This window comes from Listeria cornellensis FSL F6-0969 (assembly GCF_000525855.1).
GTDB classification, from domain to species: Bacteria; Bacillota; Bacilli; order Lactobacillales; family Listeriaceae; genus Listeria_A; species Listeria_A cornellensis.
In genome coordinates this window covers 102,948-127,103 of the sequence record NZ_AODE01000019.1, presented here as the reverse complement: position 1 = coordinate 127,103, position 24,156 = coordinate 102,948, and the positions used below count along the sequence as shown (strand labels likewise).

Annotated in this window: 21 protein-coding genes and 7 pseudogenes; 24 read left to right on the top strand and 4 right to left on the bottom strand. The window is 44.0% G+C overall.

Annotated elements, in window-relative coordinates:
* Positions 1 to 35: 35 nt before the first annotated feature.
* The 13 genes and pseudogenes from PCORN_RS08525 (at position 36) to PCORN_RS08465 (ending at position 10,393) form a co-directional block, all read left to right on the top strand.
* Positions 36 to 1,172, top strand: a complete 1,137-nt coding sequence (locus tag PCORN_RS08525) for a cysteine desulfurase family protein (RefSeq protein ID WP_036079377.1) — start codon at positions 36 to 38, stop codon at positions 1,170 to 1,172.
* A pseudogene (gene thiI, locus PCORN_RS08520) lies at positions 1,172 to 2,384 on the top strand (tRNA uracil 4-sulfurtransferase ThiI). Before PCORN_RS08525 ends, thiI begins: the two are co-directional and overlap by 1 nt.
* 164 nt (positions 2,385 to 2,548) lie before the next feature.
* Positions 2,549 to 2,752 (top strand): CsbD family protein, encoded by a 204-nt coding sequence (locus PCORN_RS08515; protein WP_036079375.1) that lies wholly within the window; start codon positions 2,549 to 2,551, stop codon positions 2,750 to 2,752.
* A gap of 202 nt (positions 2,753 to 2,954) precedes the next feature.
* Positions 2,955 to 3,983 carry an N-acetyl-gamma-glutamyl-phosphate reductase gene (gene argC, locus PCORN_RS08510; protein ID WP_036079374.1) on the top strand — a complete coding sequence of 343 codons (1,029 nt, stop codon included), beginning with the start codon at positions 2,955 to 2,957 and terminating at the stop codon, positions 3,981 to 3,983.
* A 45-nt stretch (positions 3,984 to 4,028) separates the two neighbouring features.
* Positions 4,029 to 5,224 (top strand): annotated as a pseudogene (gene argJ, locus PCORN_RS08505) (bifunctional glutamate N-acetyltransferase/amino-acid acetyltransferase ArgJ).
* Between the two features lie 16 nt (positions 5,225 to 5,240).
* On the top strand, positions 5,241 to 5,993 hold the full coding sequence (gene argB, locus PCORN_RS08500; RefSeq protein ID WP_036079373.1) for an acetylglutamate kinase: 753 nt from the start codon (positions 5,241 to 5,243) through the stop codon (positions 5,991 to 5,993).
* Positions 5,990 to 7,138, top strand: coding sequence for an acetylornithine transaminase (locus PCORN_RS08495; protein ID WP_036079372.1), 1,149 nt, complete (start codon positions 5,990 to 5,992; stop codon positions 7,136 to 7,138). Before argB ends, PCORN_RS08495 begins: the two co-directional genes overlap by 4 nt.
* Positions 7,138 to 8,076, top strand: a complete 939-nt coding sequence (gene argF, locus PCORN_RS08490) for an ornithine carbamoyltransferase (RefSeq protein WP_036079371.1) — start codon at positions 7,138 to 7,140, stop codon at positions 8,074 to 8,076. The genes PCORN_RS08495 and argF overlap by 1 nt, the downstream gene beginning before the upstream one ends.
* 160 nt (positions 8,077 to 8,236) lie before the next feature.
* Positions 8,237 to 8,434, top strand: a complete 198-nt coding sequence (locus PCORN_RS08485; protein WP_036079370.1) for a hypothetical protein — start codon at positions 8,237 to 8,239, stop codon at positions 8,432 to 8,434.
* A gap of 196 nt (positions 8,435 to 8,630) precedes the next feature.
* The gene (locus PCORN_RS08480) at positions 8,631 to 9,047 is read left to right on the top strand and encodes a hypothetical protein (protein WP_036079369.1); all 417 of its coding nucleotides are present in this window, start codon (positions 8,631 to 8,633) and stop codon (positions 9,045 to 9,047) included.
* Between the two features lie 141 nt (positions 9,048 to 9,188).
* Positions 9,189 to 9,617 (top strand): dUTP diphosphatase, encoded by a 429-nt coding sequence (locus tag PCORN_RS08475; RefSeq protein WP_036079367.1) that lies wholly within the window; start codon positions 9,189 to 9,191, stop codon positions 9,615 to 9,617.
* A gap of 5 nt (positions 9,618 to 9,622) precedes the next feature.
* Positions 9,623 to 9,946: an arsenic metallochaperone ArsD family protein gene (locus PCORN_RS08470; protein WP_036079365.1), complete on the top strand. Its 324-nt coding sequence runs from the start codon at positions 9,623 to 9,625 to the stop codon at positions 9,944 to 9,946.
* A 105-nt stretch (positions 9,947 to 10,051) separates the two neighbouring features.
* Positions 10,052 to 10,393 carry a homing endonuclease associated repeat-containing protein gene (locus tag PCORN_RS08465; protein ID WP_036079364.1) on the top strand — a complete coding sequence of 114 codons (342 nt, stop codon included), beginning with the start codon at positions 10,052 to 10,054 and terminating at the stop codon, positions 10,391 to 10,393.
* Positions 10,394 to 10,498: 105 nt separating this feature from the next.
* Here PCORN_RS08465 and PCORN_RS08460 read toward each other — a convergent pair.
* Positions 10,499 to 11,300, bottom strand: a pseudogene (locus PCORN_RS08460) (NAD kinase).
* 163 nt (positions 11,301 to 11,463) lie between these two features.
* Here PCORN_RS08460 and sppA point away from each other — a divergent pair.
* The 6 genes from sppA (at position 11,464) to PCORN_RS08430 (ending at position 16,924) form a co-directional block, all read left to right on the top strand.
* Positions 11,464 to 12,486: a signal peptide peptidase SppA gene (gene sppA / locus PCORN_RS08455; protein ID WP_036079362.1), complete on the top strand. Its 1,023-nt coding sequence runs from the start codon at positions 11,464 to 11,466 to the stop codon at positions 12,484 to 12,486.
* A 13-nt stretch (positions 12,487 to 12,499) separates the two neighbouring features.
* Positions 12,500 to 13,018 (top strand): RDD family protein, encoded by a 519-nt coding sequence (locus tag PCORN_RS08450; protein ID WP_036079360.1) that lies wholly within the window; start codon positions 12,500 to 12,502, stop codon positions 13,016 to 13,018.
* 65 nt (positions 13,019 to 13,083) lie between these two features.
* Positions 13,084 to 13,941, top strand: a complete 858-nt coding sequence (locus tag PCORN_RS08445; RefSeq protein ID WP_051999333.1) for a phosphotransferase — start codon at positions 13,084 to 13,086, stop codon at positions 13,939 to 13,941.
* Positions 13,942 to 13,976: 35 nt separating this feature from the next.
* Entirely contained in the window at positions 13,977 to 14,477 is a 501-nt protein-coding gene (gene tpx / locus PCORN_RS08440) for a thiol peroxidase (protein ID WP_036079358.1), read from the top strand.
* Positions 14,478 to 14,710: 233 nt separating this feature from the next.
* A complete protein-coding gene (locus tag PCORN_RS08435; protein ID WP_036079355.1) occupies positions 14,711 to 15,703 on the top strand; it encodes a class I SAM-dependent methyltransferase in 993 nt (330 codons plus the stop codon).
* A gap of 24 nt (positions 15,704 to 15,727) precedes the next feature.
* A complete protein-coding gene (locus tag PCORN_RS08430) occupies positions 15,728 to 16,924 on the top strand; it encodes an acetate kinase (protein ID WP_036079353.1) in 1,197 nt (398 codons plus the stop codon).
* Between the two features lie 60 nt (positions 16,925 to 16,984).
* Here PCORN_RS08430 and PCORN_RS08425 read toward each other — a convergent pair whose 3' ends face one another.
* The gene (locus tag PCORN_RS08425) at positions 16,985 to 17,443 is read right to left on the bottom strand and encodes a universal stress protein (protein ID WP_036066705.1); all 459 of its coding nucleotides are present in this window, start codon (positions 17,441 to 17,443) and stop codon (positions 16,985 to 16,987) included.
* Positions 17,444 to 17,793: 350 nt separating this feature from the next.
* Here PCORN_RS08425 and ald point away from each other — a divergent pair.
* Positions 17,794 to 18,908, top strand: a pseudogene (gene ald / locus PCORN_RS08420) (alanine dehydrogenase).
* Positions 18,909 to 18,947: 39 nt separating this feature from the next.
* On the opposite strand, the gene PCORN_RS08415 reads toward ald, so the two are convergent.
* Complete coding sequence (locus tag PCORN_RS08415; protein WP_036079350.1) at positions 18,948 to 19,304, bottom strand: iron-sulfur cluster biosynthesis family protein; 357 nt, start codon at positions 19,302 to 19,304, stop codon at positions 18,948 to 18,950.
* A 161-nt stretch (positions 19,305 to 19,465) separates the two neighbouring features.
* Here PCORN_RS08415 and fosX point away from each other — a divergent pair.
* A pseudogene (fosX, locus tag PCORN_RS08410) lies at positions 19,466 to 19,812 on the top strand (FosX/FosE/FosI family fosfomycin resistance hydrolase).
* Between the two features lie 29 nt (positions 19,813 to 19,841).
* On the opposite strand, the pseudogene PCORN_RS08405 reads toward fosX, so the two are convergent.
* Positions 19,842 to 20,942: pseudogene (locus tag PCORN_RS08405) on the bottom strand (M24 family metallopeptidase).
* 130 nt (positions 20,943 to 21,072) lie between these two features.
* On the opposite strand from PCORN_RS08405, the gene PCORN_RS08400 reads away from it, so the two are divergent.
* The 3 genes and pseudogenes from PCORN_RS08400 (at position 21,073) to PCORN_RS08390 (ending at position 24,039) form a co-directional block, all read left to right on the top strand.
* Entirely contained in the window at positions 21,073 to 21,756 is a 684-nt protein-coding gene (locus tag PCORN_RS08400) for a metal-dependent hydrolase (RefSeq protein ID WP_036079348.1), read from the top strand.
* A gap of 18 nt (positions 21,757 to 21,774) precedes the next feature.
* A complete protein-coding gene (gene ytoI / locus PCORN_RS08395) occupies positions 21,775 to 23,091 on the top strand; it encodes a CBS-HotDog domain-containing transcription factor YtoI (protein ID WP_036079755.1) in 1,317 nt (438 codons plus the stop codon).
* A 17-nt stretch (positions 23,092 to 23,108) separates the two neighbouring features.
* Positions 23,109 to 24,039: pseudogene (locus tag PCORN_RS08390) on the top strand (DHH family phosphoesterase).
* The last annotated feature ends 117 nt before the right edge of the window (positions 24,040 to 24,156 follow it).

Below are 24,156 nucleotides of genomic sequence, written 5' to 3'. Positions count from 1 at the left end.
TAATGAATGAGAATTAATTCATGGGGGCTTTTTGGATGATTTATTTTGACAATAGTGCGACGACGAAGCCGCTGGATGCTTGTGTGGAGACGTATGCAAAAGTAGCGACGAACTATTTTGCGAACCCGTCTTCTCTTCATAGCTATGGTGCGAAGGTCAGTGAGTTGCACGAACAGGCGCGAGTTCTTGTGGCTGGGATGCTCGGGACGTTGCCTGAGGAAATTATTTTTACCTCTGGTGGGACGGAAAGTAATAATATGGCGATTAAGGGCGTGGCGGGATTTTATCGTCATCGCGGAAAGCATGTGATTACGACGGCGATCGAACATCCATCGGTGCAAAATTCGATGCATAGCCTAGAGGCGCAAGGATTTGAAGTGACGCGGTTGCCGGTCGATGCATCCGGCGTTGTTTCGGTGGAGGATTTGAAAAGTGCGCTACGGGAAGATACGATTTTAGTGTCGGTGATGCATGTGAATAATGAAGTTGGCTCTGTACAACCGATTCAAGCGATTGCAGATGTCTTGAAAGCACGACCGCAGACCTTTTTTCATGTGGATTATGTGCAAGGGTTGACGAAAGTGATGCTAGATGTTACGGGAGTTGACTTGGTGAGTATTTCTGGGCATAAGATACATGGCTTGAATGGGACGGGCGTTTTAATAAAGAAGAAACACGTTTCGGTTACGCCACTTTTGGATGGTGGTGGGCAGGAATTTGGTCTGCGAAATGGCACGGAAAATACGGCTGGCGTGGTGGCTTTTGCGAAGGCTTTGCGGATTGGTTTGGAAGAGCAGAAGGAGCATAGTGCTGATTTAGAAGCGATTCGTGATTATTTGCTGGACGCGCTTGTCTGTATTCCAGACGTCTCGATTCATACGGATAAAAACCAAGCGGCACCGCATATTTGCTGTTTTTCAGTTGTTGGGCATCGTGGCGAAATTTTGGTGCATGCGCTGGAGAAATATGAGATTTATGTTTCGACGACGAGCGCTTGTTCTTCGCGTGCCAAGCTTGCTAGTAGTACATTGAAGGCGATGCGGGTGACAGATGAAGAAGCTGTGGGCGCCGTTCGTGTGAGCTTGTCTTACCAAAATACGATGGCGGAAGCAGAGCGTTTTATGGAAGCAATACAAGAAATTATCAAAAATTTGAATGAAGTGGTGAAATGATGAAATATGATCGTATAGTCGTTCGGTACGGCGAATTATCAACAAAAGGCCGGAACCGGAAACAGTTTATTAAGAAATTAGCACATAATGTGAAGCGCGCGATTGCTGATTTTCCAGAAGTGAAAGTGTTTGGAGAGCGTGATCGGATGTATTTACTATTAAATGGAGCGGATGATCAGGTTATTTTAGAGCGATTGCGTCCGATTTTTGGGATTCAGTCGTTTAGTCCGGCGGTTCGGGTACCTCAAGATTTAGAGGAGATGAAGCAAGCTGGATTGTCACTTGTTCGCGCGATGCATCAGGCTGGCGGGAGCTTTAAAGTGAATGCTCGGCGTGCAGATCGGTCGTTTGAGCTGGATACGAATGGGATTAATCACGAGCTTGGCGGGTTTATTTTGCAGCATATCGATGACTTGCATGTCAATGTGAAAAATCCAGATGTGAAGCTACTTGTGGACGTTCGCAGTGAGGGAATCTTTTTATCGTGTCAGACAATTCAAGGCGCGGGCGGTTTGCCGGTGAGTTCTTCGGGACGCGCGATGTTGATGCTCTCGGGTGGGATTGATAGTCCTGTTGCGGGGTATTTGGCGATGAAGCGTGGCGTGGAGGTGGAGGCGGTGCATTTCCATAGTCCGCCATACACGAGTGAGCGCGCGAAGCAAAAAGCAGTTGATTTAGCTGGAAAATTGGCGCAGTATAGCGGACAGGTGCAGATGCATGTGGTGCCATTTACCGCGATTCAGGAAATGATTAAAAAGCAAATCCCAGAAGGTTTCACGATGACGGTGACGCGCCGGATGATGTTGCGGGTGACGGATGAACTGCGCCGACGCCGGGAAGGTTTGGCGATTGTGAATGGTGAGAGTTTAGGTCAGGTAGCGAGTCAGACGTTGGAGAGTATGCTAGCGATTAATGCTGTGACGACAACGCCGATTATTCGCCCCGTTGTATCGATGGATAAAAATGAGATTATCGAGATTGCGCAGGCGATTGATACGTATGATATTTCTGTGCAGCCGTTCGAGGATTGCTGTACGATTTTCACGCCGCCATCTCCGAAAACACGTCCTAAGTTAGATAAAGTGGAGCGTTATGAGAGCTTTATTGATTTTGAGGCGTTAGTGCAAGAAGCGGTGAATGCAACAGAAACATTTTCAGTAGAAGTTGCAGATGAAAAAAAAAGTACAGGATGAATTTTCAGATCTATTTTAAAAGGGAGACGATGCCGATTGGGGTGTCGTTTTTTTTTATTGGTGGGAATCTTTTCATATTTCAGATATGTTTTTTCTATAACTAACAGGGTAAAAATGAAATAGAGGCAAGGAAATGTTTTGTCTGCACATCATTAGTTAAAAATAAGAAGGAGGAATAGATGTATGGTAGATGATAAAGGCAAGAAAGAGCAAGTAAAAGGTGAAGTGAAGGAAAAAACAGGGAAATTGACTGGCGATAAGGAGAAGCAAACAGAGGGCTTTTTGGAAAAAGCGAAGGGCAAGGTGAAAGAAGCAGCATCGGACGCAAAAGAAACGGCAGAAGGTGTGAGGAAAGCTGTGAAGAAGGACTCGGATAAAGAGAAATAAGATGGAAGGCCGTTCTAAGGAGCGGTCTTTTTTGATGGATTTTGCGAGTCTGTATGTGAATATATTTTGCATAAAAAAAAGAGGTTATATACATAAAAAAGTGTATAAAATAGTTTTATAATTTATAAAAAACCATTTGACATTATAAATATACAAGTTTATAATAAGTTTTATCATAAAAAATAAGAAGGGTGGGAAAATCATGAAAGTTTCGATTATTGGGGCAACAGGTTATGGAGGGCTCGAATTACTTCGACTATTACATCAACATCCGCAGGTCGAGATTGCTTCTTTGCATAGTTTTTCCGCTCAGACGGATGATATTTCGCGATTTTACCCGCATTTACATACGGGTTACCATCATGAGCTTGCCGAGATTGACGTGGCGAAAATAGCGGAGGAAAGTGAAGCTGTTTTTCTTGCAACGCCGAGTGGGGTCGCGAAGGAGGCTGCACAGCCGTTTATCGATGCTGGGATGAAGGTTATTGATTTATCGGGAGATTTCAGGTTGACGAAGGAAAAATATGAGAAGTGGTATAACAAGGACGCTGCGCCGGTTGCTTACTTGGATCAGGCAGAATATGGGTTGGCGGAATGGCGAGAAAACGTGGATACGACATTTATTTCGAATCCTGGTTGCTATGCGACGGCGACTTTGCTTGGTTTAGCGCCACTTGTGATGCATGGCAAGGTGGAGGCGGATTCGATTATTGTGGATGCGAAATCGGGCATTTCTGGGGCGGGCAAGACGCCGAGCGCGAATACGCATTTTCCGGAGACGAATGAGAACATGACGCTGTATCGGATGAATCAGCATCAACACATTCCAGAGATTATTCGGCAGTTGCGAGTATGGGATGCAGGAATTGATGCGATTACGTTTTCGACATCGCTTATTCCAGTGACGCGAGGTATTTTTGCAACGATTTATGTGAAGGCGAAGGGGGAGACATCGACGGAGGAGCTACTCGAGCTTTACCGAGAAAGTTATGATGGGAAGCCATTTGTGCGTATTCAGGATCAGGATGTTTATCCCACGCTCAAACAGGTGACGGCTTCGAATTTTTGCGATATTGGGCTTTGTTATAATGAACGAACGAATATGATTACGATTGTTGTGGTGATTGATAATTTGGTCAAAGGGGCCGCGGGACAAGCAATTCAAAATTTGAATTTGATGGCCGGATTTGAGGAGACGGCTGGGCTTGATTTTATACCGGTTTATCCTTGATTAGGGGGAAATACGATGGAGAAGGTATTGGAAAAAGAGGATTGGATAACGGTTGAAAATGGCACAATTGCAACGCCACTCGGTTTTTTCGCGGATGGCAAGCATTGTGGGTTAAAGCGCAAAAGGAAGGATATCGGGATTATTTTTTCGGAAACGCCAGCTGAGGCGGCAGCGGTTTACACGATGAATCAGATGCAGGCGGCGCCAATTTTTATAACAAAGGATAGTTTAGCGGTGAACCAGACGTTGCAGGCGATTGTGGTCAATAGTGGCGTGGCGAATGCGTGCACTGGGAAACGAGGCTTGGAAGATGGCTTTGCAATGCGGGCGCTAGCGGCGAAACATTTAGACATTGCAGAAACGGATGTGGCGGTTGCGTCAACGGGCGTGATTGGTGACTACTTACCAATGGAAAAAGTGGCGACAGGGATTGCGTCATTGGATGCAAAATCTGGCACGAGCGCTGATTTTCATGAAGCCATTTTAACGACGGATACGGTGCAAAAAGAGCTCACATTACAAGCGGAAATTGGCGGTAAAACCATCACGATTTCAGGAGTAGCAAAGGGTTCAGGATGATTCATCCGAATATGGCGACGATGCTCTCCTTTATTACGACAGACGCAGCAGTGCCAGCTAAACTATTGCAAAAATTGCTAAAACAAAAAGTAGACCAAACGTTCAATCAAATAACGGTGGATGGTGACACATCGACGAATGACATGGTTGTCGTGATGGCCAATGGTTGCGCGGGGAATACGGCTTTTTCAGAAGGCACAACAGAGTTTGCGACATTCACAAAAATGTTTTACGCGGTTTGCCAACATTTAGCAAAAAGCATTGCGAGAGATGGCGAAGGAGCAACGAAACTCATTGAAGCCCAAGTGAAAGGCGCGACATCAAAAGAAGACGCGAGAATGATTGCTAAGCAAATTGTATCGTCCAGCCTTGTGAAGACAGCGATGTTCGGTGAAGATGCGAATTGGGGGCGAATTATTTGTGCGATTGGCTACAGTGGTGGTCGTTTTTCACCGGACAATATCACGATTAGAATTGGTGAAACGGCGATTTTAGAAAAAAGCGAGACGGCAGACTACGATCCGGATGTACTGGCCGATTATTTGCAAAAGGAAAATATACGTATCGAAGTAAATTTGCATAGTGGTTTAGAGGAAGGAACTGCTTGGGGATGCGATTTAAGCTATGATTATGTCAAAATAAACGCGTGTTACCGGACGTGAAAAAGGGGTGAATGAGATGAGTGGAATTATTGTTGTGAAAATAGGTGGCGTCGCGGGAAGTCATCTCCATGAAAGTTTTTTCAAGCAAATCAAAACGTGGCAGGGGGACGGCAAACAGGTCGTCTTGGTTCACGGTGGTGGCGTTCAGATCAGTAAAATGATGGAGGCGCTACAGATTCCGGTCGAAACGAAGGCTGGATTGCGAATCACGACGAAAGAAACGCTGGCGGTGACGAAAATGGTCTTGATTGGGCAAGTGCAACCGGAAATCGTGACAGCGTTAGAACAGCAACACATATCGGCGGTTGGTCTACATGCAGGAGATGCAGGTTTGATGCAAGCAGAACAATTAACGGATAGCGAGCTAGGTTTTGTTGGGGAAATTACACATGTCAAAACGGACTTGATGGAGAGTTTAATTGCGCAACAAATCGTGCCAGTGATTGCGCCTCTTGGCTTGACGATGTCGACGCAATGGTTGAATGTCAATGCGGATTTGGCGGCGTGTGCGGTGGCGGCAGCTCTTCAAGCGGAGGAATTAATTTTGCTGACAGATGTGGCTGGAGTTCTTGACGCGGGGGAAGTGGTGTCGCATATTGATACGGCCGAATTGGACGGTTTATTCGAGACAGAAATCATCACGGGGGGCATGATTCCAAAGCTTAAAAGTGCGAAAAATGCAGTGATGCAAGGCGTTGGACAAGTCATTATCACGAATGAAATTACGACTAAAGGAACGATAATAAGCGAAGGGGTGAAGATAGGATGAGTGATTTATTTCCAACATACGCCAAATTTCCAATCGAGATTGTAGAAGGAAGAGGGACGGTTGTGAAGGATGCTAATGGGAAGGAATATCTGGATTTTACCTCGGGTATCGCGGTTTGCAACTTGGGGCATTGCCACGAAACGGTTCTAGCCGCCGTGCAGAAGCAACTTGGTCAAATTTGGCACACGTCGAACCTTTTTGAAAGTAGTATTCAAGAACAAGTCGCGACAAAATTAACAGCGGACGCGGATCGTGTCGTATTTTTCTGTAATAGTGGCGCTGAGGCAAATGAAGCTGCCTTAAAACTCGCGAAAAAACATACAGGTTGTGATGAAATTATCACGTTTCAACAATCGTTTCACGGTCGAACAATTGCGACGATGACGGCGACGGGACAAGGAAAAATTCATGATGGTTTCGGCGCACTCCTTCCAGGTTTTACATATTTACCATACAATGATTTGGAAGCTTTAGAAAACACAATTTCGGCAAAAACAGCAGCTGTCATGTTGGAAGTTATTCAAGGTGAAGGCGGTGTACTACCAGCAACGACGGCATTCTTAGTTGGCGCATCCGAGCTATGTCAAAAACACGGCGCGCTGCTTATTATCGATGAAGTCCAAACCGGAATTGGGCGAACAGGTAAACGTTTTGCTTTTGAGCATGCAGGGATTGAACCAGATATTTTCACCTTAGCAAAAGGGCTTGGAAACGGCTTGCCAGTTGGTGCGATGGTTGGTAAATCAGAACTTGCCGCAACATTTGGACCAGGCGTTCATGGTTCGACTTTTGGCGGGAATAAAATTGCGATGGCAGCGGCAGACGCGGTTATTGATATTGTTTTTGATGAAGCATTTCTCGTGGATGTGACGGAAAAAGGCGCCTATTTCCAACAACTGCTCACCGAAAAAGTAGCGGCAAACGTGGTTGAAATTCGTGGAGAAGGTTTGATGCTGGGAATCGCGTTAGAATCAGAAGCTGGAGAAGTCGTCAAAGCGTTGCAAGAGCTAGGATTACTTACATTAACAGCGGGACCGAACGTATTGCGTATTTTACCACCATTAACGGTGACAAAAGAAGAGTTGAAATGCGCGGCGAATTTGATTGAATCTGTCTTAATAAAACAGGAAGTAGGGATGAAATAATGACGTACTATAAGGAAACGACTAAAGGAAAAGATATGTTGAGTTTACTGGAATGGAGCAATGAGGAAATCGCGGAATTGGTTCAGTTGGCGCTTGCGATTAAGACAAACCCCGCGCATTTTAGCCATACATTAAGTGGACAGATTTTAGGGATGATTTTTGATAAACCATCGACGCGGACGCGGATTTCTTTTGAAGCAGGAATTTTGCAATTAGGTGGGCAGGCGATTGTGATGTCCTCAAAAGAGTTGCAAATTGGGCGTGGCGAGCCGATTAAGGATACCGCGCATGTCTTGAGCGAATATATAAATGCCGTGATGATTCGGACGTTCAGCCATGAAGGTGTGGAGGAGCTTGCGGAACATGCGTCGATTCCAATTATTAATGGCTTGACGGATCTGCATCACCCGTGCCAAGCGCTTGCCGATTTGCTGACGATTTTCGAAGTGAAAAACACATTTGAAGGCGTGAAACTTGCGTATATTGGAGATGGAAATAATGTTTGCCATTCGCTGTTACTAGCGGCTGCAATGGTTGGCCTAGATATTTCGTGCGCAATGCCAGCGGGATATGAGCCAGACGAAACTGTGTGGAACCAAGCTTTGCAAATCGCCGCTAAAACTGGTTCGAAAATCGAGATTACGACGGACCCCGTTCTTGCGGTTTCTGACGCTGATTTTGTGTATACAGATGTGTGGACGAGCATGGGGCAAGAAGAGGAGAACGCGAAACGTTTTGCCAATTTTGAAGGCTATGCGGTGACGAGCGAGTTAGTGGCGCACGCCAAATCAGACTATCACTTCTTGCACTGTTTACCAGCACATCGCGAGGAAGAAGTCGCAACAGCAGTTATCGACGGCACACAATCACTCGTATATCAACAAGCTGGAAACAGGCTCCACGCGCAGAAAGCCTTGCTAGTTATGATTTTAGGATGAAAATTGAAATCCAATGCATCATTTATTCGGATGCATTGGATTTTGTGTATTATTTGACAGTGCTTACATAGGAAGGTAAAATGGTAATGCATGGGAATGTTGTTGTATCTCGTGATTTTTTAGAATGTTATAAAAATAACGGGGAGGAGGAATCACTAAAATGGAGCGTGTTGTAGCAGTTTTCAAACGCTTCCAAGTACACACAAACTACTCTACTATTCTGAATGAAATTGGAAGTATCAGACTCAAAGTACAAGATGACAAGATACCTAGATTTATTCATACGATAAATACGGAAACAGACTGTCGGGCAACGCTTAGCCCATCTGCAGAATATGTGGAGATAAGCAAGGTATAATAAGATAATCTCGGGGATTGCTAGATGCTACTAGCTTTTTCTGAGATTTTTTATGTGCATGAAAAATTGGAAACACTATACACAACTACTTTAAAATCGTAACATAGATGTAACGATTCTATGTTACGATTTTAAAGTAGTTCGGAGCATCATTCCTTCTACAAAAAATAAGAGAAAGTAGGAGATTTTTATGCACATGAAAAAAAGAATTGTTGGGCTCTCCGTTGCTGTGTTTTTTGGACTTTCTTCGGTTATTGGTGTCAGCTTGGTGAATACGGGACATGTAAGTTTGGATAAAAGCCTAGGCGTAATTGGAGCGGAAGCAGCAGGCATAGGTGGAAACATAAAAATAAATGGAATTAACTATAAATGGGTGGAAACATCATGGAGTAAGAATCGAGGATTAACTTTTAATCCTGGTAATCATGTGTATCAATTTTCGCCAAATCCTCATAACGATCCGTGGTACAATAAAAATCAAAAGAAATTCTATAATTCAGCCGCAGATCAAATTGCAAAACAAGGGAATGATGGTAAATGGGATCAAAAATCGTGGCCAAGTTTGATAAAAGTTACGATTAATGGTATTGACTATACATTAGCGCTGAGATGACTTAAATAGGAGGCTTGAGTGTTCGTCTTTTATATAGACGCTACATTCAGGCTTCTTTTTTAGAGAAAGTTGATTCCCGAAACGCTTCATATATGATAGGATTAGCAGTGTAGAGAATTCAACTATTTGGAGTGATATAAAATGGAAATTAAAGTGAAATATGCGGCGGATCAAGATGCTAGGCTAAATAAAATCGAGCAAGGTGATTGGATTGATTTACATGCAAATGAAGGAGTCCACTTAGCTGCTGGTGACTACAAATTAATCGAACTTGGCGTCGCTATGGAGCTGCCAAAAGGTTATGAAGCCCATGTCGTGCCTCGTTCTAGTACATATAAGCATTTTGGGATTATCCAATCGAATAGTATGGGAGTCATCGATGAGAGCTATTGCGGCGAGAATGATTTCTGGAAATTCCCTGCGATTGCGATGCGTGATACGGTTATCGAAAAAGGGGACCGAATTTGCCAGTTTAGAATTATGGCGAAAATGCCAGAGGTTAGAATTACAGAGGTCACGTCACTTGGAAATACGGATCGTGGCGGATTTGGTTCTACTGGGAAAAAATAAACGAGATGGATATTAGCTACTACTGCTCACATGATAATGGCAATATAGAGCTAGAAGTTTTCAAAAGTATACACAACGATTCGTTCAGAAATGCGCATCTCGTTTTTGCTGGAGAAGAGCTCAACACGCATCTGTACTTGAAGTCAGAATCGGACATTCCATTTATACAAAACAAGTTAGTGCATGCAGAACTTACAGAAAATGGTCAAAAAGTTTTGCCTATCATTATTGTTAATGGTATGATTATGAGACGTGGTGGATTGCTCAGTCCAGATGAATTATCTGATCTTTTAGGAATTGGAATAGCTATCCAGATAGAGGAGCCTTGAAGTGAGGAAAATTTTTGCGGAATCTAAGGCTATCTAGTGACTGGAGAAAGAATTATATGGTACAATAATCCTTGTGAATACTTTAATAGCGAGAGGTTGATTAAATTGGCGGCAAAACGATATACGGATGAATATTTGATAGATGAAGTAAAACGCATTACGAAAGTACTTGGCAGGCCACCAATAGGCGCGGCATCGGAGTTCCCAGGTGTTGGAGCTGCTACTAAAAGCTTTGGTTCGTGGGAGCAGTTTTTGAATGCAGCGGATTTGACGTTAGTAGCTCCTGAGGGTGAGGGAAAAGAGACGAAAGAACGTTATATTAAAGAGGCTAATGAAATCATCCGGATTCTAGGCAGAACACCAAAAATGACAGATTTTGATGATTACCGCGTGGTTAAATATTATTTTGGTAGTTGGCAGGAATTTAAGGATTGTTGGAATAAATAAGGATATGTGCTCCGTTCTAGAAATTTGGAATGGGGCTTTTTTACGATAAAAAAGCTTGTTCGCACACGCCCAATTTGGCAGTACGAACAAGCTTTAATTCGGATTTTACAAGAAATTACGTTTTACTTTATCCCAGAATGAATTATTATGCAGTTTGATAATATTCACAAAGCGATCGCCAACTTCGAGCTTAATCTCGTCAACATGTTGGATGCTAAGCGCTTCGGAATCCATTCCCATAATCGGGAAATCATTCACGCCATTTGCGCGCATATCTAGCCGCAATTTACGTTTTGGGCTCAAAATGAACGAAGAACCCAGCGTCCGGAAACGGTTATTATTAATCGAAGCTAGCTCACTCACTTGCATGGAAGGTAATAATGGATCCACAATCGAGCCGTTGATGGACTTGTTGTAAGCCGTACTTCCTGTCGGTGTCGAAATAACCATGCCATCACCGCGGAATGTTTCAAACAGGCTGTCGTTAATATACACATCGATTTGTAGCGTACGAATAATCGACGAACGGATATTGAACTCGTTTAGTACATAAAAAGCCTTCGAATCGTTGACCGTACCGTAAATCGTTGGGTAACGGCGAACAAGCCAGCGATCTTCTGCCGCGGCCTTAATAATTTCATCGATTTGGTGTACGTGGAAATCGCAATATTGTCCAAGTTGTTCTGTCAAGGCGATGCCCGCATATAAACAATCGGAACGGAAACCAGTTTCGCGCACGGATTTCAAGAAAGCGCCGTCTCCACCAATACTAATAATCGCTGTTGCAGCTTCGAAATCCTCGGTTACTTCAAAACCATATTCTTTCGTTACTTTTTTTTAGTTCATCGGCATGTTTTTGTAATTCTTCTGTTTTGCGATAGGAAAAGTAAAAAATTGTCTCAGCCATACTAAAACCTCCAGAGTTCTTAATTAATTCAATCTCTACCCCATTATAACACGAATGCTCACTACTAATCTTGTAAAAAATAAGAATTTTTCAAGTTTCGCTGTAAAAAGTAGCTGTTTTCCGTTATGATAGTTCTATGGTAATAAAAAAAGGGGGAAATAATGTGAATGCAAAAAGATGGATTGCGATCGGGATTGTCGCCGCTTTATTAGTAGTGAGCGGGATTACGAAGATTACGAGCACGCTCTTGGCAAGCGATGACGAGTACAGCATGTCGTGGACAGAATCATTGGCCGCGATGGATACAGAAGTGACGGAAATGGTGCTTGAGGACGGTAGTCAGGATAAACGAATTGCTGTGCTTCATATTGATGGCGCGATTCAAGATACTGGTTCGAGCGACTCACTTCTCGGTGGCAGTGAAGGCTACAATCACACGGATTTTATGGATCAGCTCGAGTGGATTCGCGATGATGACACAGTCGCAGGAGTTATCCTAAACGTGAATTCACCAGGTGGTGGCGTTGTGGAATCCGCTCAAATTCGCGATAAAATTTTACAGATTAAGAAAGAGAAGAAGTTGCCGGTTTATGTTTCGTTCGGCAGCATGGCAGCATCAGGTGGTTATTACGTTTCTGCGCCAGCTGACAAAATTTTTGCGAGCCCTGAAACACTGACGGGTTCGATTGGTGTCATTATGCAGGGCTATGATTTTAGCGAATTGATGAAGAAAGTCGGAATTTCGGATAATACGATTAAAAGTGGGGAATTCAAGGATATCATGAGTTCGTCACGGCCAATGACGGCAGAAGAAAAAGCGATTATGCAGTCGATGATTGATGATTCTTACGGTGAATTCGTGAAAGTTGTCGCGCAAGGTCGTCACATGACAGAAGCCGAAGTTCGTAAAATTGCAGACGGCCGGATTTACGATGGTCGCCAAGCGAAGGCAAATGGCTTAATCGACGCTTTCGGATATGAAGAAAATGCATTGGATGCTTTGAAAAAAGAGCAAGATTTGAAAGGTGCAGAAGTATTTGAATATGATTCGAGCGGTGGTGGTTTTGCATCGATCTTCTCCACATCAGTTAGCCAAATCGTTGGTCAAAAAAGTGAGGCACATCAAGCGTTACAGCTAATGAACATGATGGAAGCGCCGCGTCTGATGTACTTGTATGGAAAATAAAGGAGGAGTTCGAATGGAACAGGAAACGTTGCAACACACGGAGCGTCCAGTGTTTAAATATGAGCCTCCAAAAGAAGAACAAAGCGGTTTTCCATCACAATATTATGCGGGATTCTGGATTCGTTTTATGGCGTACCTCGTTGACTTGCTCGTGACGACGGCGGTGTCGGGAATCTTGATCAGCCCGGTTTTCAGATTAGCAAATTGGAAGATGGACGGCTCATTTTTCGCGATTTACGGCGCGCTTGTAACGCTCGTTTTTCTTGCTTATTTTATTGTGATGACGAAGCTTTGGGGACAGACGCTCGGAAAAATGATTTTTGGAATTCGCGTCGTGTCATTGAAAACAGAGAAGTTAACGTGGGGAACGGTGTTTTTTCGTGAAGGGGCCTTGCGTTTTGTAACGTCCGTTGTTTGGGGACTATACGTTGTCTGTGCCTTTACGCCGAAAAAACAAGGAATTGCGGATTTGCTGGAAAGCACGGCCGTTGTGCATGAAGGGTACTTGAAATTAGATAAAGATTGGAAGTAGTATGTAAAATGGGGACTTACGGGCTTGGCTTGTAAGTCCTTTTTGGAAGGGAGTGAGTGGGTTTAATGGATATGAAATCAATTATCGGTGAATTGCTGCGAGAAAATGTGCTAGGTTCGGAAATTATCACGTGGGATTATTTGAGTGGTGGGACATCGAGTGTGGTTGCTAAAATACAATGTGAAGACGGCAAATCCTATGTTGTGAAGGGAAATGACGCGAATCTGATTTATTGGGAAGCAACATTTCTGCGGTTTTATGAGGAGAATGCCTTGTTGGCAAGGTTGATGTACGCCACGAAAGATTATTTAGTGTATATGTTTATGAAAGGGGATACATTAGGTGCGCGGCCCGAAAAAGCGAAGATGTTGCAGGATTTGACGGTAGGCTTAATCAATGAATATAAGCCGATTATACGTGGTTGGGGTTGGCATGAAAAGCTTACATGGCAGGAGTTTTTACAACAAGAAATCATGGGTGCTGAGGCTATTATTGGTCAGCATTTACCAAATGAAGATGCGGTGCTCATTATGCAAGTGGTCCGGAATCAGCCACGCGAGCGTTTGTATCTGTTACATGGTGATTGTGGTGTACATAATTTTCTGTTTCAAGACGGGCAGTTGTGTGGCGTTATTGATCCACTTCATCTTTTTGGGCCGCCGATTTACGATCTTATTTTTGCGTTTTGTTCTTCACCAGATAGTCTGGATGAGGAGACGTTGCAGGATGCTTTGTTATTTTTCGATAGTGAGATTGCGGGGGAGCTCTATGGTCCGGTTTTAATCGGGTTATACATTCGGATTGCGCGCTGTCTTTTGCATCATCCAGAGGACTTGGCGGCGTATTTAGAGGCTTGGACATATTGGAAAGCGCTTTACTATAGGCAAAAAAATAGTACATCACCCGACACTTCGGTAGAATAGAAGGCGTAGATACAAATCAAAGGAGGCAATTCAATATGGCAGAAGTTACATTTAAGGGAACCCCGATGACATTGATTGGGAAAGAAGTAAAAGTTGGTGACACAGCACCAGATTTCACGGTTTTAAATCAAGGTCTGGAGCCGGTTACATTAAGCGATTACGATGGCAAAGTGAAAATAATCAGCGTGATTCCGTCGATTGATACAGGCGTGTGCTCGCAACAAACACGCAAGTTCAATGAAGAGGCGTCTGGTTTAGAAAATACAGCGATACTTACGATTTCTGTAGATTTACCGTTCGCGCAAAAGAAATGGTGTGCAGCAGAAGGACTTCCTAATGTGATTACACTTTCTGATCATCGTGACCTTTCTTTCGGTGAGGCGTACGGTGTTGTGATGAAAGAATTGCGTCTGCTCGCCCGCTCGGTATTCGTGCTGGACAGCAATAATAAAGTGGTTCACGCGGAATATGTTGGCGAAGGAACAAATCATCCAGACTACGAAACAGCAATTGCGAAGGCAAAAGAAGCGAAATAAGAACGAATTAGCTAGTGAATCCATCTGGGTTTGCTAGTTTTTCTGTTATAGTGAATATTGGGCCAAGCACTATAACAACAAACAATACATACGGAAAATCCACAAAAATAAAGCGCTTGCTCATTTTGCTACAAATCTTGTTTTTTGATAGTGTAAAATGCTATCATCTTGACTGGAAATGCTGTATAATATTTAATTGGTGTTAGAAATGAAGGAATTCGAGGTGTTCACTTTTGACAAATGCAACAGTTGAGGAATTATTCCGTGTTCTCGATGATACAGCCATTATTATTCAGAACGAGCTCGAAATGAGTTATCTGGAGGCCGTCTATGAGACAGGAGAGAATTTATTTCAGAAAGAGGTACTTCAAAAGGATGAACTTTCTGCTGAGGCAACACTGAATCTGGAAGAGCGGTATGGTTCTGTTCAGTTGGAGGAGTTTGCAAAAGAAGATATCCGTAAGAGTTATCAACTTGCACTCTTAAAAGGTATGAAGCACGGCATTCAAGTCAATCATCAAATGACGCCGGACTCCATTGGATTCATTATGGGTTACTTGGTAGACAAGGCTTTTGCTGGTAAGAAACAAATCCGTTTACTTGACCCAGCGTGTGGGACAGGTAACTTAATTGCAACGATTGTCAATCAATTGGAAGGTAAATTGGAGCTCGATGCTACTGGCGTTGATGTCGATGATTTGCTCATTTCGCTTGCTTACGTCGGTGCTGATTTGGAGCGCCAACCAATCCAACTTTTACATCAAGATGGCCTGGGCAACTTGCTTGTTGATCCGGTCGATGTTGTTGTGAGTGACTTGCCGGTTGGGTATTATCCAGACGATACGCGTGCGAAAGAGTTCGAGCTAAGCCGCGATGATGGTCATTCTTTTGCGCATTTCTTATTTATTGAGCAAGGTATGCGGTACACGAAAGCAGGAGGATACTTATTTTTCCTCGTGCCGAGTGCGATGTTTGGAACGGAGGATTTCGCGAAGGTGGACAGGTTCATTAAAAAACATGGTCACATTCAAGGAATTCTGCAATTGCCGGAGACACTTTTTGCATCTGAGGGAGCTCGGAAAAGTATTCTGATATTGCAAAAAGGGGCAGATGATTTGCAGCCGCCAAAAGAAGTATTGCTCGCGAACCTGCCGAGTTTGACCGATCCAAGGGCGACGGCAAACATATTGGCAAAAATTGAAAACTGGTTTAACGAAAACAAGTAGTTGAAGGGAATGGATGAAATAAACATGGAAAAAACAATTGCAATTAACGCTGGGAGCTCGTCACTAAAATTCCAACTATATGATATGCCATCAGAAACTGTTATTACAGCAGGAATCGTAGAACGTATTGGTTTGAAAGATTCGATTTTCACAATCTCTGTTGGCGATGAAAAAATCAAAGAAGTAACGGACATCCCGGATCACGAAGTCGCGGTCCAAATGTTACTAGACAAATTAATTTCACATAACATTATTAAATCATATGATGAGATTACGGGTGTTGGTCACCGTGTTGTTCACGGCGGCGAAAAATTCACGGAATCTGTTTCCATCACAGATCAAGTTATCACAGACATCGAGGCATTATCGGAACTTGCGCCACTTCATAATCCAGCGAACGTTACTGGTATCCGCGCTTTCCGTAAAGTTTTGCCTGATATTGTATCTGTAGCCGTTTTTGATACAGCATTCCACCAAACGATGCCACAATCAAGTTACCTTTATAGCTTACCGTATAACTACTATGAAGATTATGGTATTCGTAAATATGGTTTCCACGGTACGAGTCATAAATATGTGACAGAACGTGCATCTGACTTGCTTGGTCGTCCACAAGAAGAATTGCGTCTGATCACATGTCACTTAGGAAACGGTGCAAGTATTGCTGCGATTGAAGGCGGTAAATCAATGGATACATCGATGGGCTTCACGCCGCTTGCTGGTGTTTCGATGGGAACTCGTTCAGGTAATATCGATCCTGCGCTCGTGCCATTTATTATGGAGAAAACAGGAAAGTCTGCGGAACAAGTGCTTGACGTGTTGAATAAAGAATCAGGTATGCTTGGCGTATCAGGTATTTCAAGTGACCTTCGTGATTTAGAAAGCGAAGCCGCAAAAGGAAATGATCGCGCTGAACTAGCGCTTGACGTTTTTGTTGATGGTATTCATAAATACATCGGTTCGTATGCTGCTCGTATGAACGGTGTTGACGCGATTATCTTCACAGCCGGAATCGGTGAAAACAGTTCGTACATTCGTGAGCGCGTGCTTCGTGGTCTTGAGTTCATGGGCGTTTACTGGGATCCAGCTTTAAACCAAGTTCGTGGCGTGGAAGCATTCCTTAACTACCCGCATTCTCCAGTTAAAGTTATCATCATTCCGACAAATGAAGAGTTGATGATTGCACGTGATGTGGAAGTTATTCGCGCAGAACGTGGATAAGACAAGATAAAAAAGTAGATTTCCTGTCAAAAGGAAATCTACTTTTTTTGATTTATGCGATTAGTCTTTGTAAACCGGATCTTCATTTCTTACGACAAGTACGTCGCAAGGGGAGTGGCGGATAATGTACTCCGAAACACTACCGATAAGTAAGCGTTCTACTGCGTTTAGACCAGTCGCACCACACATGATAAGGTCGGCTTTGAAGGCTTTGGCAGCTTCTTTTGTAATGGCTGTTTTTGGTGAACCGTATTCGATATACGTCTCTACATTGGTAACTCCTTGTTTTAATGCATCGTCTTTGTAACCATTTAACAATTCGTCCGCGTATTCTGTGGCTTTATCGGCCATGGAAGTGTCGTAGTTAGCAACGGATGAGAAGGCACGTGTATCAATAACGTGAACAAGTCCTAGTGACCCTTCATTTCTTTTTGCAACTTGAATAGCTTTCTGAAATGCACTTTCTGCTTCTTTAGACCCGTCAACTGCTACTAAAACTCTACTATATTGTTGTAACATTCTAAATCCCTCCTGCCCAGCGTGTCGACAAACGCTCATCTCCGTCGTTAAAGTCTGCGCGCCGGTGCTCACATACCTGAGTATGCTCCGCTCCAGTGCTCGACTTTGCCTAGGATCTAAGCATTTGTCGACACGCTGGGGTTTGGCGGGACTTTCACGGGAGACAATTTTTGCAACACTTTGGAAAATCTATTTATACTGTTATTGTACCCTTTTTTCGCGAAAACAACCATTAAAAGCATTGCAAATTTTTTTTAACCCGTATATTTTTACAATTCGGGTCATATGTGTTATTGTGTATATGTAAGCGCATACTTTGTGGGCTAATATACTTAAAAGGGGAGATTCTTATGTTAATTGGTGTTCCAAAAGAAATTAAGAATAACGAAAATCGGGTAGCGATGACGCCGGCTAGTGTTTTATCGTACGTTCAATCAGGTCATAAAGTACTAGTAGAGACGAATGCAGGTATAGGTTCAGCTTTTCACGATGAGGATTACGTTGCGGCAGGTGCGACGATTGTGGGAACAGCGGCTGAGGCTTGGGCGGCGGATATGGTTGTGAAAGTGAAGGAACCGATTGCATCTGAATACGGTTATTTCCGCGAAGGATTGCTGTTGTTCACGTACTTACATTTAGCGAACGAACCAGAACTTGCCAAGCGCTTACGGATAACAAAGTAAATAGTGTTGCCTATGAAACGGTGGAACTGGATGATCGTACATTACCATTACTTAGCCCAATGAGTGAGGTTGCTGGTCGTATGGCAGCGCAGATTGGGACGCAATTTTTGCAAAGAAATAATGGTGGTCGTGGTATTTTACTTAGTGGTGTGCCAGGTGTGGAACGTGGCGAAGTGGTCATTATTGGTGGCGGAATGGCAGGAACAAACGCGGCAAAAGTGGCGATTGGACTTGGCGCAAACGTGACGATTCTCGATCTGAACTTGCATCGTTTACGCGAATTAGATGATATTTTTGGCAATCAAATTACGACGTTGATGAGTAACTCCTTTAATATCGAAACGGCTGTGAAAAAAGCTGACTTGGTTGTCGGTGCGGTATTGATTCCTGGTGCGCGTGCTCCGAAACTTGTGAAAGAATCGCTTGTAAAGGAGATGAAACCAGGTGCGGTTATCGTGGATATCGCGATTGACCAAGGTGGTATTTTTGAAACAACGGATCGTGTGACGACGCATGATAATCCGACATATGAAAAACATGGTGTTGTGCATTATGCGGTGGCGAATATGCCGGGTGCCGTGCCACGTACATCGACCATTGCGCTGACCAATGCGACCTTGCAATTCGGATTGACACTGGCGAACAAAGGGCTTGCTGATGCGGTTCTTGGAAATCTATCGCTGTATAAAGGTGTGAATACGATTGGTGGTTATGTGACGTACAAAGCCGTTGCAGATGATTTGGGATATGAATATAAAGCAGTGGAAGAAGCACTGGCTTAAGCGGATATAAGGAAAACGAGCAGAAATCTCTTGTGGAGGTTACTGCTCGTTTTTTGGTGTATACACGAAGTTATTGTCAGCGTCCATGAGTAGGAGATTGCGATTGTAGAACTGGCTGTCGCTTTTTAGGATAAGAGCATTGGATTTGGAGTCGAAGTCGATTTTTAGTTGTTCTTCTAGGAAAATAGCTGTCCAGCGCGCGATTAGGATGGGACCGAGATTGGATGTGAACGCGATGTCTTCGGGTGTTGTCTCGGTGGCTAATTTCAATGTGAAAATTCCGCTGTTTTCGCAGCCGCACCCTTCTGTTAAATAGTACAGATAGAGATCGCCGGGAAGGTTTTGGCGAAGTGCCCGGACACGGGAAATGGCTGCTGGTGTAAATGTTAGGTTCATTTTGGTGTCACCTCGTTTTTATTTTTATTGTACGGCGATTTGTTGGGATTGGGAAGTTTGTTGCTCAAAGGGGAGAAGTTTTATAGTATAGAGGAGAGGTGATTTTATTGGAAGGTTTGAGCCATATAACGTTCATTGTAAGGGATTTGGAGAAGGCGACTATGTTTTTTGAACGGATTTTTGATGCGAAGGGGGTTTATTCGAGTGGGGATGATACATTTTCGTTGTCACGGGAAAAATTTTCTTAATCGGGGATTTATGGATTGCGATCATGGAAGGGGATAGTTTGCCGAGTAGGACGTATAACCATATTGCGTTTAAGATTAATGATGCGGATTATGAGGCTTATTTGGAGAAGATTGTAGCGTTAGGATTGGAGATCAAAGCAGGGCGTCCAAGGGTGGATGGTGAGGCGAATTCGATTTATTTTTATGATTTTGATAACCATTTGTTTGAGTTGCATACAGGGACGCTTGGGGAGAGGTTACGTAAATATAAAGAGAAGTAGTCCGGCTGGTGGCTGAACTACTTCTCTGGTTATTTTATATACGTCAATTCTTTCGGAAACTCGGTTAGCACTTCATAACCGTCTTTCGTCACCACGATATCATCTTCAATCCGCACGCCTGCAACGCCTGGGACGTAAATGCCGGGTTCGATGGTGAAGACCATATTTTCTTGTAGCGCCATCTCGTTTGTTTCCGTGATTGATGGGAATTCATGGACGCTTGCGCCTAGTCCATGGCCGAGTCGATGTGGGAAGTAGTCGCCGTAGCCTGCGTCTTTGATGATGTTTCGAGCTGTAAGGTCCACTTCTTTTGCGGGAACGCCAGCTTTTACTTTATCGATGGCTGCGAGTTGGGCTTTTAGCACGGTGTTGTAGATTTTTTTCTTGTTCTGCGCTGATTTCGCCATATGCCACGGTGCGCGTGATGTCAGAGCAGTAGCCTTTGTGGACAACGCCTAGGTCAAAGAGGACAAGGTCGCCTTTTTTTTATTTTAGTGTCGCCGGGTGTACCGTGTGGCAGAGCGCCGTTCGTGCCGGTTAGAACCATCGTTGAAAAGGACATTGCGGTTACGCCTTTTTTTCTTCATTTCGTACTCTATTTTTGCCACGATTTCGGCCTCGGTTTTGCCTTCTGCGATTTCGTCAACACCTACTTGGACGGCATAATCGGCGAGCAGTGCGGCTTCTTTTAGGATGGCCAGTTCTTCTGGTGTTTTGATGAGGCGGATCATCTGGATTTTTTCTTCAATTGAGATGAACGTCGCATCAGTTAAGTATTTGGATAAGATTTCGAAGCGGTCTACGCTCATATGGGATTTCTCGATGGCAAATTTTTTCACGGCGGGTGTGCGTTTTGTAATCTCTGTTACGATGATTTCCCATGGGTTCTCGATATCGCTGTAACCGTATGCATTATGTGACCAATCGCTATTTTTTACGTCTTCTACTTCAAGACCAGGTGTGAAAAGAAACGGTGCTGCTTCGGGAAATACAGCGAGGCCTAAAACGCGTTCGTGTGGATCGCTATGATAGCCGGTGAAATAGGCGATGTTTTCAGGGTCAGTGATGAACGCAACCTCCGCTCCTTGCTCTTTTAGCCAGTCTTGCAGAATATCAATATTTTTTTCCATCAGTCATCCTTCTTTCCGTGTTTCGTCCACTTTATCATAACACGAAATCGCGCAGAAATTAAATGTTTTGAAATACTGTTATAGTATAGAGTATAATGAAACTAGTACAATACAGAAGGGAAGTCAAAATATGAAAATTTCATTTCATGGTCAATCTTGTATTAAAGTGGTAACAGAGGATGTAACGATTCTTGTGGATCCGTTTATTTCGGGGAATCCGCAGTGTGATTTGGTGATGGAGGATGAGAAACCGGATTATATTATTGTGACGCACGGGCACGACGATCATGTTGGGGATACGGTGGCGATTGCGCAGCACTCAGGTGCAACGGTGATTGCGAATGTGGAATTGGCAACGTTTTTAAATATGCAAGGTGTGGAGAATTTGGCGCCGCTACATATTGGTGGAAAGCGTCCGTTTGATTTTGGCACGGTGAAATTGACGCAGGCGTTTCATGGTTCGTCGACAGTGCAAGATGGCAAAATTATTAATTTGGGCTTGCCAACTGGATTCGTGTTGACGATGGATGGGAAGTCGATTTATCATGCTGGCGATACGGGATTGTTCTCGGATATGAAATTGATTGGGCAGTTGAACGAGCTTGATGTGGCGTTTTTGCCGATTGGGGATAATTTTACAATGGGGCCAGAGGATGCGGCGATCGCGGCGGAATTTTTGCAGGCGAAAGTGGTTGTGCCGATGCATTATAATACGTTTCCGCTTATTGCGCAGGATCCGCACGCGTTTGTGGCGAGTTTGAATACGGAATTGCGTGGGAAAGTGCTGGATATTGGCGCGTCGATGACAATTTAGAGGGAATGGGTGAGTGGCTTGGCGACAAAGCATGAGCAGATTTTGAAATATATTGAAGAGCTTGCGGTGGGCGAGAAAATTTCGGTTCGGAAAATCGCGAAAAACTTGCATGTCAGTGAGGGGACGGCTTACAGGGCGATTAAGGATGCGGAAATTGTTGGCTTTGTTAGTACGATTAAGCGTGTCGGGACGATTCGGATTGAGCGGAAGCAAAAGGATAGTATCGAGAAGCTGACGTATGCGGAAATTGTGAATATGATTGATGGACAAGTGCTCGGTGGCCGTGCGGGGCTTCATAAGTCGCTGAATAAGTTTGTGATTGGGGCGATGACGGTGGAGGCGATGGAGCGCTATACGGATGCGGGAAACTTGGTGATTGTCGGAAATCGGGTCGATGCGCAGGAATTGGCGTTGGAACGTGGTGCGGCAGTTTTAATCACGGGTGGTTTTGATACGGTGGATTCGGTGAAGAAATTGGCGGACGAGAAGGAATTGCCGATTTTGTCGACGACGTATGATACGTTTACGGTTGGAACGATGATTAACCGCGCAATTTTTGACCAGTTGATTAAGAAGGAAGTCGTGTTTGTGGAGGATATTTTGACACCGCTTGAGAAGACAGCTTTTTTGAACACGTCGGATCGGGTGGAGGATTGGTATAAGAAAGAAACGTCGACGGGGCACAGCCGTTTTCCTGTGGTGAATAAGGCGATGCGGTTGTCGGGGATGATTACGAGTAAAGACGTGATTGATAAGAATTTGTCGCTGTCCATCGAGCGGGTGATGACGAAAAATCCGCTGACGGTTGGCCCAAAAATGAGCGTGGCTTCCGTCTCGCATATGATGATCTGGGAAGGTATCGAGGTTATTCCGGTTGTGAAGGATGATTTGACGCTGATTGGGATTGTGAGTCGGCAGGATATTTTGAAGTCGCTGCAAATGATTCAGCGGCAGCCGCAAATTGGGGAGACGATTGATGATACGATTACGAATCAGTTGATTGAGAAAACGACAGATGATGTATCAGAACTGGATTTTCAATTTACGGTGACGCCGCAGATGACGAACAATATTGGGACGCTTTCTTATGGCGTTTTTACGCAGATTGTGTGTGATGCTGTGCAGCAAAAACTGTTTTCTTTGAAGAAACGCAATGTGGCGATTGAAAATATTTCGATTTACTTTTTGAAACCGGTACAAATGGATGCAACGATTGTGATTAAACCGCGGATTTTGGAGATTGGGCGTAAGGCGGGGAAAATTGATATCGAGCTGTATTTGGAAGGTATTTTAGTGGGTAAAGCGATTGTGGCTTGCCAAATGATGGAACGTTAAGGATTGGTGGAAATAGGATGAAAAAAGCAATTTTAGATGTAATTAAGAAATATGAGACGATTATTATTCATCGGCATGTGCGGCCAGATCCGGATGCGTATGGTTCGCAAATGGGACTCGCGGCTGTTTTAGAAGGTAATTTTCCGGATAAGCAAATTTTTTTGTGTTGGTGAAGGTGAACCGTCGCTTGATTTTCTTGGGAAAGTGGATGTAATTGAGGATTCGGTTTACGATGGTGCGCTTGTGATTGTTTGTGATACGGCGAACACGGAGCGGATTGATGACGCGCGCTATACGCTTGGCAAAGAGCTTGTGAAGATTGATCACCATCCGAATGACGATGCGTATGGTGATTATAGCTGGGTCGATACGGCGGCTTCGTCTTGTAGTGAGATGATTACGGCACTTGTGGAGGCGTTTCCGAAAGAGTTGACGCTGAACGAGAAGGCGGCGCGGTTGTTGTACGCTGGAATTGTCGGGGATACTGGGCGGTTCTTGTTCCCGAATACGACGCCGAAAACATTGCGTTATGCGGCGGACCTTGTTGTGTTCCCATTTGATCGGACAGAAATTTTTACAAAAATGTACGAGACACCACTGAATGCGGTTAAATTATCAGGCTATATTTTGCAAAATTTCCAGATGGCGGTAAATGGAGCGGCTCATATTTATATTAATCGAGATTTGCTGGAGCAATTTGACGTCACCGCGCGCGATGCAGCGCAGTTGGTGAATCGGATTGATAGCGTTATTGGGATTAAAGCGTGGATATTATTCATAGAAGATGGCGATATTATCCGAGCTCGTTTACGATCAAAAGGTCCTGTTATCAATGGTTTGGCAAAGGAATATCGTGGCGGGGGGCATCCTTTAGCATCTGGCGCGACGCTTGAATCGGAGTCAGAAATCCCAGAAATGGTGGCAAAATTAGAAGCATTATGTGATTAATGAAAAGAGCAGTAAACCAAATTTGGCGTACTGCTCTTTTTCTATGCGTTTAGTCCAATGTAAATTCGAATCGAGCCATCAGGGGCATATTCTTCGTAGTCAAAAAGGTAACTTCGA